The sequence below is a fragment of the Amycolatopsis sp. NPDC047767 genome (genome assembly GCF_040704195.1).
GTDB lineage: Bacteria > Actinomycetota > Actinomycetes > Mycobacteriales > Pseudonocardiaceae > Amycolatopsis.
Map to the genome: position 1 here is coordinate 116,816 of NZ_JBEYSJ010000016.1, position 11,187 is coordinate 128,002.

An 11,187-nucleotide genomic window follows, 5' to 3' on the forward strand; every position below is an offset into this window, starting at 1 on the left:
CCGCGGGGCGGCGCTGGGGGTGTCGCTCCGCCGGTCCGCCGGCCGGGGCCCGGAGGCAGCCGGTTTCAGCGAACTGCCTCCGGGCCGGCGAGCTGCGCCCATTCGTCGGCCCAGCGCACCGCGCGCCGGTGGTCGAGCACGCGCCGGGCGATCCAGAACGCGCCGGCCAGCAGGCCGATCGCGCAGAGCCACGTGAAGGTGCCCACGAGCACGCCGTTGGTCACCGCGTCGGCGTGGGTGAGCGGGGCGGTCGTCTGCTTGCCGTTGTCGTCCAGCCAGATCGTGGCCTGCGAACCGGGGTTGCCGGCGCCCGCGGGCACCGTCACGACACCGGTTTGGGGCGAGCCGTTCGCCAGCCGCCAGCTGGCGGTCACGCGAGAGCTGTGGGCGATCGGGGCGCTGTCGCCCATCGACGCCGGCTTCGGCGCGGGCGCGAGCACGGTCGCGGTCACCTGATGGCGCGCGCGCAGCTGCGCGTCCGACGCCGCGGTCTCGTGGGAGACATCGGCTTTGCCGAGCATCACCACGAGCGGGAGCGCCAAGATCGCGATCAGCGCGGCCAGGCCGGCGAGGAGACCCTCGATCCGGTCGGAGCGCCGCACGAGCGGATTGCGCGCGAACCCCAGTCGTCGCAGGAAACGGGTGAAGAGAAGAGGTGGTCTGCCAGCCCGGGCCTTGTTCCGCATGAGCTCCATGGTCCTCTTACACGCCCGCGCGCGCTGTGTCCAGCACAACGTTTTCTTTGATTTTCATGGGAAAACGGTGTGTTCCTCAGCACGCTCAAGGTGGTCACCCCACTTGTGGGTGAACGCCGTCACTTCACGTCGCGATCGACTTGCCCGATGCTCGCCGCGCGTTGAATGCGAAGAGTCGAAACCGGTGTCAGTCCACGAGCCGGACGGTCGCCGTGGTGCTGTACGACTTTCGTCGCGTGATGCCGTGCTCGGCCACGATGCTCAGCTGGATCGACCGGTCCGCCGGGGCCCAGTAACCGGTGCGCACGAAGTACCCGTCCATCGTGCAGAGGCGGTTGGCGGTCTTGCGCGAGCTGATCGGCTCCCAGCCCCAGTGCCGTCCGCTCGCTTCCACTCCGTTGCGCCGGACGTACAGGCGCGGGTTGCCGACCTCGCGGCAGTACTCGGCGCCTTCGGCGATGTAGAGCACGCCGTCGACCTTGTAGAAGCGGTTGCCGTCGAGCAGGCTCACCTGACCCGACAGCGTCACGTTCACGCGGCCGCCGTCGTTTCCCTCCATCTCCCAGTCGACGCAGAATTCCTTCGCCGGAGCTTCGATCGACTGGGTCATGACCGCGTCCCCTTCGTGCGCTGTTTGGAGAAGATTCGATTAGAAGATAGGGAAGAATCACGAGGTCGGAAGGTTTTGGGAACGGTTTTCACCCGATAAGGCTCACGGCCTGACGGATTGTGTTCCACGCATGAATTGGCGGCATTTTTCAGCGCACCGGGTGATGGCGGACACGGGAAGTGAAATCGCATTACCCGGAACCGGTCATGTCCCACCGTTCGGCTGGGCGGTGTGGGTCTCGGTCGAGGCTCGCCGTGTCGGGAGCGTGAGCACTCACTATGACGGCTGTCATAGTGAGTCGATCAGGGAAACCGTGCTACCCATGGGTCATGACAGCTGTCATAACGATCGTCGAGCCGGCGACCGCCGGTGCCGTCGAGAGTCTCGTGCGAGCTTGCTCGCCGGAGAGCCTCGCGTGGCGCTTCACGCTGCCCGGGCGCCCGGCGCCGGACTGGATCCTGGTGCGCTACCGCGCGTTCCTGCTCGCCGGTGCCGCGCTCGTCGCGAAGGTCGGCGACGTCGCGGTCGGCTTGGTCAACCTCGTGCCGGAGGGCGAGTGCCGGGCCGAGCTCGGGGTGCTCGTGGCCGACGCCTGGCACCGCCGCGGGATCGCGAGCGCGCTCGTGCGCGAATTGGCCGACGACCCGCGCTGGGCCGGCTGGACGCTGCACGCCGCCGTCCAGGCCGGCAACGCGCCGGCGGAGGGCCTGCTGCGCGCCCACGGCTTCCGCCCGGTCCCGACGTTCGAGCGGGGCGAGAAGGAGTTCGAACGGGTCGTGCCGACTAGCATGACCAGCGTCATGAAGGAGGTCGTCGATGGCGGAGTCGGAGAGGCCGGCGCGGGACCGGATGGTGTTCAGCGCCGCGCAGCTGCTGCGGACGCAGGGCGTCGGCGGTACGGGCCTGCGGGACGTGGTGGCCCACGCGAACGCGCCGCGGGGGTCGCTGCAGCACTACTTCCCCGGGGGTAAGGAGCAGCTCGTCGCCGAAGCGGTCGCCTGGGCCGGCCGCTACGCCGCGCGCCGCGTGCGCCGCAACGCCGAATCGCTGGAAGACGCGACGCCGGGCAACCTCTTCGCCGCGATGGTCGAGCCGTGGCGCGCCGAATTCGCCGATCAGGGATTCGGGAACGGCTGCCCGATCGTCGCCACGGTCGCCGATTCCGTCGCGCTGAGCGAAAAGCTGCGGGAGAGCGCGGCCGGCGCATTCGCCGAATGGCGTAAACCGCTCGTCGAAGCACTGGAGCAGATGGGCGTATCTCCCGCTCGCGCCGCTTCACTGGCCGTGCTGATGATCAGCTCGCTCGAAGGCGCGATCGTGCTCGCGCGCGCCGAACACGACGTCGCCCCGCTCGACTCGGTCGTCGAGGAGCTGCGGCCCCTGCTGGACGGCGCCGTGGACAAGCGCCGCCGCAAGCTCGCCTAGCGGCGGCCGAGCTTCGCGCGCAGGTTGGCGACCGTCGCGGGGTCGTGCAGCAGCTTCGCGAAGTGCTGCGACTCCACGTCCATCCGCCCGCGCACGCTGGTGTCCTCGGTGTCGCGCAGCAGCTCCCGGGTGAGCGCCAGCGAGGAAGCCGGCTGTGCGGCCAACGCGGCCGTCCGGTCGGCGACTCGGGCCTCCAGCGCCGCCGCGTCGGGCAGCACCTCGTTCACGAGCCCCAGCCGGTGCGCCTCGGCGGCCGGCACGCGTTCGCCGAAGAGCAGCAGCTCGGCGGCGCGCTGCGGGCCGAGCAGACGCGGCAGCACGAAGCTGCTGCCGTACTCCGGCACGAGCCCCAGCGACGTGAACGGGAACTGCAGGTAGCTGCTCTCGGTCGCGTACACGAGGTCGCAGTGCAGCAGCAGCGTCGCGCCGATGCCGACGGCCGGGCCGTCGACGGCCGCGACCACCACCGCGCGCGTCGCCAGCAGGGCTTCCTGGAACCGCCGCACGGGTGTGTCGTCTCCGGCACCGGAGTCGTGCGCCAGGAAGTCGCCCAGGTCGTTGCCCGCGGTGAACGTGCCACCGGCGCCGCCGAGGACGACGATCGGCGTGGCCGCGGTCTCCAGCGCTTCGGCCAGGGCCGAGTACATGGCCGTGGTCAGCGCGTTCCGCTTGTCCGGGCGGTTGATTGTCACGCTGGTGACGGCTTCGCCGGCCACGACGTCGATGCTCATGCTCCGAGAGTTCCACAACGGAACTCAGCCGGTCAACGCCGTCTCAGCGAGGCTGCTCGCCCGCGCGCTGCCGGGGATGTCCACAGTGGACACCTTCCGCGCCTTGCGGCGGCCGGCAACCCTTCACCGACCCGGCCGCCCTCCACGACATCCGCGCGGTCTACGTGCGCGGCACGGCGGTCACAGCTCCGCCACCGCGCTGACCAGGCGGTCGACCTCGGCCGCCGTCGTATACGGCGCGATGCCCGCGCGGACGGCGCCCGTGTCGCCGAGGCCGAGGTGGCGGGAGCACTCGATGGCGTAGAAGCTCGCGGCCGGCGCGTTGACGTTGTGGCTCGCCAGGTGCTCGTACACGGCCTTGGGTTCGTGGCCCGTCACGGAGAACAGGACGGTCGGCGTGCGTTCGCGGCCGGGGGAGCCGTAGCGGACGACCTGGGGCAGGGCGGCGAGCCCGTCGTCGAGGCGCTGCAGCATCTCCTGCTCGTGCACTTCGAGCGCGGCCAGCGACGTGGCGAGCCGCTCGCGCCGAGTGCCCTCGGCCGGGACCAGGTTCGCGAGGAAGTCGATGGCCGCGGTGGTGCCCGCGAGCAGCTCGTAGGGGAGCGTGCCGAGCTCGAAGCGCTCCGGCACGGCATCGCTGGACGGCACGAGCTTGTCCGGCCGCAGCGTCTCCAGCAGCTCGGGCGCGGCCGCGAGCAGGCCGAGGTGCGGGCCCAGGAACTTGTACGCGGAGCAGGCGTAGAAGTCGGCTCCGAGTGCTGCGATGTCCACGGTGGCGTGCGGCGTGAGGTGCACCCCGTCGACGTAGCTGAGCGCCCCGGCTTCGCGCGCCTTCGCCGTGATCGCCGCGACGTCCGGCCGCGTGCCCAGCAGATTGGACGCCGCCGTCACGGCCACCAGCCGCGTCTTGTCCGTCAGCAGCGACGTGACCGCCTCGACCGGCAGCTCACCCGTCGCCGGGTCGAAGTCGGCCCACCGCACGGTGACCCCGCGCGTGGCCGCCGCCTGCACCCACGGCCGGATGTTGGCGTCGTGGTCGAGCCGCGTGACCACGACCTCGTCCCCGGCTTCCCACGTCTTCGCCAGCGTGCGTGAGAAGTCGTACGTCACCTGGGTCATGCTGCGTCCGAAGACCACGCCTTCGGCCTTCGCGCCCAGCAGATCGGCCACTGCCTGGCGTGCTTCCCGCACGATCCCGTCGGCGCGCCGCTCGGCCGGCGTCACGGTGCCCCGGTTGGCGATCGCGGAGCAGAGGACTCCTGCCACGGCTTCCCCCACCACGTCCGGCACCTGCGAGCCACCGGGCCCGTCGAAGTGCGCGGCGCCTTCGGAGAGGGCGGGGAAGTGCTTGCGGATCGCGTTCACGTCATAGGCCACGGAGCCCAGCATGCCGGAAGCGATCAGACGGGTGCGAGATCGGCCGGGGATCTCGGCCGGAGCCCTGGTCGGAACGGCTTGGTCGACAGCTGAGACGACCGGTCATATAATTGGTGGATGCCACGTCCCAGCGTTCGTGAGGTGATCGTCGACACCGCGGTCACCGAGTTCCACCGCTACGGCTTCGCCGCGTGTTCCGTCGACACCATCACCCGGGCGGCCGGCGTGCCCAAGGGGTCGTTCTACAACCACTTCAAGAGCAAGGAAGACCTCGGCGCCGAAGTCGTCGCGCGCTACGCCGAGAGCTCCGGCTGGCGTGACGGCCACGGCGACCTCGGGCCGCTCGACACGTTGCGCGCGCGGTTCACCGTGATGCGCGACGTGCTCGTGGACAACGAGTTCACCCGCGGCTGCCTCATCGGCAACATGGGGTCCGAGCGCGCCGACCACAGTCCCGTCATCCGCAAGCAGGTTGGGGAGAGCCTCACGCACTGGTCGGACAGCATCACCGACTCCATCCGCCAGGCGCAGGCCGCCGGCGAGGTCAAGGGCGACAAGGACCCGGAGCTGCTCGGGCGGTTCGTGCTCGACGCGTGGGAGGGTGCGATCATCCGTACCAAGGTGGCCAAGAGCGTCGCCCCGCTGGACGACTTCTTCGACGTGGTGTTCGGCTCCCTGCTGTAGGAAGGTGCCCCCAGCGTGCTCGCCGACCTGGTGGACGAACTGCTCGCCCAGCCGCTCCCGTGGCCCATCGTCCAGGCCGGTGACCCGGTCCTGCGCACGGCCGCGGCGCCGTATGAAGGCGAGCTGAGCGAAGCCGCGCTCGCTGGGCTGATCGAGGGCATGAAGGAGACGATGCACGCGGCGCCCGGTGTCGGGCTGGCCGCGCCGCAGATCGGGCTCCCGCTGCAGCTCGCCGTGATCGAGGACTACGAGCGGCCGAACACGCCGCCGGAGGTGCTGGCGGCGCGGGGGATCGGGCCGTTGCCGTTCCGCGTGCTGGTGAACCCGCGGTACACGGCGCTGGGCGCCGAGCGGGTCGCGTTCTTCGAGGGGTGCCTGAGCGTGAACGGATGGCAAGCCGTGGTCGCGCGGCCGTTGCGCGTCCGGCTCGAGGCGCAGGACGAGACGGGCGCGGCCGTCGACGAGGAGTTCGCCGGCTGGCCGGCGCGCATCGTCCAGCACGAGACCGACCACCTCGGCGGAGTGCTCTACCTCGACCGCGCGGAGCTGCGTTCGCTGTCGACGCACCAGGCCGTGGCGCAGCGGTGGGCGCAGCCGACGCCGGTCGACGCCGCGAAGGAACTGGGCTTCGACCTGCCCTGAAAAACCTGGGTGCCTGATTCGGGGGTCGGCGCTTGACAGTGACTAAGACGACCGGTCATATTCGTGACATGACAACTTACCGAGCTCTGGAAGTCACCGGAACCCGCCAGTTCGCGCTCAGCGAGCGGGAGCTCGTCGCGCCGTCGTTCGGGCAGGTCCGGGTCAAAGTGGAGTACTGCGGCGTCTGCCATTCCGACGTGCTCGCGGTGGACGGGCTGCGCGCCGACCCGGATGTGCCGCGGGTGCCCGGCCACGAGATCGTCGGGGTGATCGACGCCGTCGGCGAGGGGGTGCGGGCGTGGCACGTCGGCGAGCGCGTCGGCATCGGTTACCTGGGCGGGCAGGACGGCGAGTGCGAGTACTGCCGCCGCGGCGACTTCGTCAACTGCACCGACCAGCCGTGGACCGGCACGCACGTCGACGGCGGTTACGCCGAATACGCCTATGCCCGCGCCGCCGGCCTCGTGCGCATCCCGAGTGGACTGTCCTCTTCGGACGCCGCGCCGTTGCTGTGTGCGGGAATCACCACGTACAGCGCGTTGAGCAAGCTGGACGCGCGACCCGGTTCGCTGGTCGCGGTGCAGGGGATCGGCGGGCTGGGCCATCTTGGTGTGCAGTACGCGAAGGCGCTGGGCTACCGCGTCGCCGCGATCGCGCGGGGAACGGACAAGGCCGACCTGGCCATGCGGCTCGGCGCGGACGAGTACCTCGACAGCACTGCCGCCGACCCCGGCGCGGAGCTGCAGAAGCTGGGCGGCGCGGCGGCGATCGTCGCGACGGCCTCGAGCGGCGCGTCCATGTCGCCGCTGGTCGCGGGGCTCGCGCCGCGCGGGCGGATGGTGGTCGTCGGCGCGGCGCCCGACCCGCTGTCGATCGGCACCGCGGACCTGATCTTCGGCACGCACACGGTGGCCGGCAGCCTCACCGGTTCGGCCATCGAGAACGAGGACGGCCTCGCCTTCGCCGAGGCCCGCGGCGTGCGGCCGATGAACGAGATCGTCCCGTGGACCGACGCCCCGAAGGCCTACGAGCGCATGATGTCGGGTCAGGCGCGCTTCCGGATCGTCCTCGACCTCGCGGCCTGAGCTTTTTGTCGGTGGCCGCTGCTAGCGTCCTCCCTTGTTCGAGTCCGACTGGGAGGGATCACATGGAATCGTTGCAGGACAAGGCAAAGGCATTCAGAGAGCTGCACACCCAGCCGATGCTGGTACTGCCGAACGCCTGGGACGCCGGCAGCGCGGCTGTCATCCAGCACGCCGGCGCACCGGCCATCGCCACCACGAGCGGCGGCGTCTCGTGGGCCCTCGGCCGCGGCGACGGCCAGCGTCTCACGCGCTCCGAGATGACGGCGGCCGTGCGGCAGATCACCCGCACCGTCTCGGTACCGGTGACGGCCGACATCGAAGGCGGCTACGGCCCGGACCCCGCCGACGTCGCCACCACCGTCGCCGAGGTCATCGACGCCGGCGCGGTCGGCGTCAACCTGGAGGACTCCCGGGCGGGCACGCTCTCGCTGTTCCCCCCGGAGGTCCAGGCTGAGCGTCTCGCGGCGGCCCGCGCGGCTGCCGCCTCGGCGGGCCTGCCGGAGCTGTGGATCAACGCCCGCACCGACGTGTACCTCTTCGGCATCGGCGAGCCCGCGGGCCGCTTCGCCGACGTGCTCGCCCGCGCCCACGCCTACGCCGAGGCCGGCGTGGACAGCATCTTCGTGCCGGGCCTGGTGGACCTGGCTGTACTCCGCGAGCTCACGGCCGCCTCCCCGCTCCCCGTCGCCGCCATGGCCGGCCCGGGCGCTCCTTCCGTGGCAGACCTCGCGTCGGCCGGCGTCCGCCGCGTCACCGTCGGCACGGCCCTGGCCCAGGCCGCCTACGCCGCGGCCCTCCGCTCGACCCGCGAACTCCTCGACGCGGGCACCTACGCCGAACTGGCCTCCGCCATGGACTTCGGCACGCTGAACGGCTTGTTCGCGTGACGGCCTTCGACTGCGCGGAGGTGGGCGCCGTGTAGCCCCGCGCTTCTGTCCTCACCCCTCCCGGGCGGCCGGGGACGATACTGAACCGCGTGGATCACGTGGGACCACCCGATGCCGATCCCGCGGGTTCGAACTGCGTGGATTTCGGGGGACTGGACCGTGTGGCCGTGCGGGCTCGAATCGCCTGTACTCCGAGGGCCCTCACCCCGGAGGGTGCGACTCCGGGCCGTGTCGCCTACGGAGGACCTCACCGCGCGGATCAGGCGGTTTCGGACCGCGCGGATTCCGCGGGCGTGGGTCGCGCGGGCGTGGGTCGCGCGGGCCACGCGGGTTCGCGCCCCATGAATCACGAGGTGCCGAACCGCGCCGACCAGGCAGTCTTGGACCACGAGGATTCCGGGTGGACGGATCACGTGGATCTGGAAAGGCCGGGTCGCAGGGATCGTGTGGGTTTGGATCGCGCGGATTCCGAGGGGCGCGACCGCGCGGATCTCAGAGATGCGGACCGCGTGGATCCCGAGGAGCCGGGTCGCTTGGATCATGCGGGTTCGGACCGCGTGGACCACGAGGAATCGAGCAGCGTGGTTCGCCCGGCGCGGACCGACATGGATGACGCGGGGCTAACCGGCGTGGAATATCCCGCCGGGAACGCCGTCGTGGAGCCCGATCACCCCGGCACGATGATCCCGGCCGACGATGGCTGTCGCCTCTGGGCGGATGCCGTTGGGAGGGTGAGTCGGTCGTTCTGCGTCGCCGGGGCCGTCCTGGATTTCCTCGCCCCACAGCGACAAACACCTACGCGGGCAGATAGTTGATCGGATGGTCACCCGTCGCCCACAGGTACTGCACCGCGTAGGCCCGCCACGGCTGCCACGCCGCCGCATGGCGGATCAGGGCGGAGGGCGACGTCGGCAGTTCCAAAGCAGCAGCAGCCAGCTTCACCCCCAGATCCGTGGGCACAAAAGCATCCGGATCACCCAGCGCTCGCATCGCGATGGTCTCCACCGTCCACGGCCCGAACCCCGGCAGCGCCGACAGCTCGGCGCGGGCGCGAGCCCAGTCACCGCCCGGCGAAAGGTCGAGGTCACCTGCGGCGAGAGCGGCGATGAGGCCCAGCAGCGTCCGGCGGCGGGACTGCGGCATCGCGAGCGTCGAAGGATCCAGGTCCACGAGGTCGGCCGGCGTGGGAAAGAGAAAACCGAGGCCGCCCTCGCGATCGTCGACGGGCGTGCCGTGGGCCGTGACCAGGCGGGCGGCGTGTGTGCGGGCCGCGGCGGTCGACACCTGCTGCCCCAGCACGGCCCGCATCGCGAACTCCTCCGGATCCGTCGTGCGCGGCACCCGGCGCCCCGGGTTCTTCGCGACCAACGGGGCCAGCGCCGGATCCGAGGAGAGCTGCGCGTCGACCGCGATGGGATCCGCGTCGAGGTCCAGGAGGCGGCGGCAGCGGCTGATGGCGGCCGACAGGTCACGCAGGTCGGTGAGGCTGAGGCGGCACGCGATGTGGTCGGGCGTCGGCGCCAGCGAAACGAGGCCGTGGCCGTGCGGCAGGCGCAGGGTGCGCCGGTACGCGCCGTCGCGCCATTCCTCGACGCCCGGCACGGCCGTGGCCGCCAGGTGGCCGAAGAGGTTGTCCGGGCACAGCGGTGCGCGGAACGGCAGCCGCAACCACAGCGCCCCGGGCGAAGACGGCGCGCCGGACGCCCGCGCCCGCAGTTCGCTCGGCGTCAGGGCGAACACCTGCCGCACGGTGTCGTTGAACGTCCGGATGCTCGAGAACCCCGCGGCGTGCGCGATGTCGCCCATCGGCATGTCGGTGGTCTCGACCAGCAGCCGCGCCGTTTCCGCGCGCTGGGCCCGCGCGAGCGCGAGCGGCCCGGCGCCCAGCTCCGCGTGTACCTGGCGCTCGAGCTGCCGCACGCTGTACCCGAGCCGCGCCGCGAGCCCGCTCACGCCCTCGCGGTCGACCACCCCGTCGGCGATCAGCCGCATGGCGCGGGCGACCACGTCGGCGCGCTCGTTCCACAGCGGCGATCCCGGCGTGACGTCGGGCCGGCAGCGCTTGCACGCGCGGAACCCGGCCGTCTGCGCCGCCGCCGCGCTGCCGTAGAAGCGCATGTTCTCGACCTTCGGTGGCACGACCGGGCAGCTCGGGCGGCAGTAGATACCCGTGGTGACGACGGCGGTGAAGAACCACCCGTCGAACCGGGCGTCCTTCGACTGCACCGCGCGCACGCAGCGTTCGATGTCCTCGTACACCCCGCCAGTCTGCCCGGTGGCACCGACAGAACCTGGCGGGAATGCGACATCACCCCACCGAGCGTCACACTCGGCGAAGGTAATGCCTCACTTTTTCCCGATCACCGAAACACCATACCGGCTGGTCGGTGACGATCACCACTTCGGCGGTGTGCACCGAAGAGCAGTCGCTATAGTTTTTCGCACTGGCGGGAATTCTGGGGAAGTTCGCCATACGCGTCTGGGGACGTTCCCGCCTGTTCGAATCCGGTCCGTCGGCCGGGTTTTCTCCACCGAAAGGCGATTGAATGAAGAAGCACATTTCGCTGGTCCTCGGCGTGCTCGTGGGCGCCGGCTCGATGCTCGCGCTGGCCCCGTCCGCCGGCGCGGCCGGGACCTGCGCGTCCGGGCACTTCTGCCTGTTCGAGGACGACGACTACAAGGGTCAGCACGTCGAGTTCGCCTACCGCGCGGGCGCCATCGACCTGTCCAAGACCAAGTGGGCGGGCGGCAACGGCTTCGTCACCAACGGCGCCAGCTCGATGAAGAACAACACCAGCCACGTCGTGAAGCTGTACGACGCCGCCGACTGCGGCGGCAACCAGGGTTACGAGGCCAAGAAGAACTCGGTGGACACCGACTTCTCGAACAACAACTTCGACAACAAGGCCAGCTGCGCACTGTTCGTCTGATCTGAAAAAAAACCACAAATAGTGCCACCGGAAAACAATTCCGGTGGCACTATTTGTCGTCTCCGATGGTCACTCAGCGCTACCGCCGACAACCTTCCCCAGACTTCAGCTCGAATTCACC

12 protein-coding genes are annotated in these 11,187 nt (G+C 70.6%); 7 read left to right on the plus strand and 5 right to left on the minus strand.

The annotated features are described in order from the left end of the window. Positions 1 to 65 precede the first annotated feature (65 nt). Both AB0878_RS27335 and AB0878_RS27340 read right to left on the minus strand, forming a co-directional pair. Positions 66 to 602, minus strand: coding sequence for a hypothetical protein (locus tag AB0878_RS27335; protein ID WP_366583100.1), 537 nt, complete (start codon positions 600 to 602; stop codon positions 66 to 68). Between the two features lie 280 nt (positions 603 to 882). After that, entirely contained in the window at positions 883 to 1,305 is a 423-nt protein-coding gene (locus AB0878_RS27340) for a hypothetical protein (protein WP_366583101.1), read from the minus strand. 329 nt (positions 1,306 to 1,634) lie between these two features. On the opposite strand from AB0878_RS27340, the gene AB0878_RS27345 reads away from it, so the two are divergent. Together AB0878_RS27345 and AB0878_RS27350 are read left to right on the plus strand one after the other, a co-directional pair. Continuing rightward, positions 1,635 to 2,276 carry a GNAT family N-acetyltransferase gene (locus tag AB0878_RS27345; RefSeq protein WP_366583102.1) on the plus strand — a complete coding sequence of 214 codons (642 nt, stop codon included), beginning with the start codon at positions 1,635 to 1,637 and terminating at the stop codon, positions 2,274 to 2,276. Continuing rightward, positions 2,218 to 2,730 (plus strand): TetR/AcrR family transcriptional regulator, encoded by a 513-nt coding sequence (locus tag AB0878_RS27350; protein WP_366583103.1) that lies wholly within the window; start codon positions 2,218 to 2,220, stop codon positions 2,728 to 2,730. Before AB0878_RS27345 ends, AB0878_RS27350 begins: the two co-directional genes overlap by 59 nt. On the opposite strand, the gene AB0878_RS27355 is transcribed toward AB0878_RS27350, so the two are convergent. Beyond that, on the minus strand, positions 2,727 to 3,461 hold the full coding sequence (locus tag AB0878_RS27355) for an enoyl-CoA hydratase-related protein (RefSeq protein ID WP_366583104.1): 735 nt from the start codon (positions 3,459 to 3,461) through the stop codon (positions 2,727 to 2,729). The two genes, AB0878_RS27350 and AB0878_RS27355, sit on opposite strands and share 4 nt — an antisense overlap. 180 nt (positions 3,462 to 3,641) lie before the next feature. Continuing rightward, a complete protein-coding gene (locus AB0878_RS27360) occupies positions 3,642 to 4,838 on the minus strand; it encodes a cysteine desulfurase-like protein (protein ID WP_366583105.1) in 1,197 nt (398 codons plus the stop codon). Positions 4,839 to 4,955: 117 nt separating this feature from the next. Here AB0878_RS27360 and AB0878_RS27365 point away from each other — a divergent pair, with 117 nt between their 5' ends. From AB0878_RS27365 to AB0878_RS27380, 4 genes are all read left to right on the plus strand, one after another. Further along, on the plus strand, positions 4,956 to 5,522 hold the full coding sequence (locus tag AB0878_RS27365) for a TetR family transcriptional regulator C-terminal domain-containing protein (protein WP_364061162.1): 567 nt from the start codon (positions 4,956 to 4,958) through the stop codon (positions 5,520 to 5,522). A gap of 15 nt (positions 5,523 to 5,537) precedes the next feature. After that, positions 5,538 to 6,164: a peptide deformylase gene (locus AB0878_RS27370; protein ID WP_366583106.1), complete on the plus strand. Its 627-nt coding sequence runs from the start codon at positions 5,538 to 5,540 to the stop codon at positions 6,162 to 6,164. A 68-nt stretch (positions 6,165 to 6,232) separates the two neighbouring features. Further along, the gene (locus AB0878_RS27375) at positions 6,233 to 7,249 is read left to right on the plus strand and encodes an alcohol dehydrogenase catalytic domain-containing protein (RefSeq protein WP_366583107.1); all 1,017 of its coding nucleotides are present in this window, start codon (positions 6,233 to 6,235) and stop codon (positions 7,247 to 7,249) included. Between the two features lie 62 nt (positions 7,250 to 7,311). Then, on the plus strand, positions 7,312 to 8,136 hold the full coding sequence (locus AB0878_RS27380) for an isocitrate lyase/phosphoenolpyruvate mutase family protein (protein WP_366583108.1): 825 nt from the start codon (positions 7,312 to 7,314) through the stop codon (positions 8,134 to 8,136). 795 nt (positions 8,137 to 8,931) lie between these two features. Here AB0878_RS27380 and AB0878_RS27385 read toward each other — a convergent pair. Further along, positions 8,932 to 10,395 (minus strand): AlkA N-terminal domain-containing protein, encoded by a 1,464-nt coding sequence (locus tag AB0878_RS27385; protein ID WP_366583109.1) that lies wholly within the window; start codon positions 10,393 to 10,395, stop codon positions 8,932 to 8,934. Between the two features lie 287 nt (positions 10,396 to 10,682). Here AB0878_RS27385 and AB0878_RS27390 point away from each other — a divergent pair, with 287 nt between their 5' ends. Beyond that, complete coding sequence (locus AB0878_RS27390; protein ID WP_366583110.1) at positions 10,683 to 11,066, plus strand: peptidase inhibitor family I36 protein; 384 nt, start codon at positions 10,683 to 10,685, stop codon at positions 11,064 to 11,066. Positions 11,067 to 11,187 lie beyond the last annotated feature (121 nt).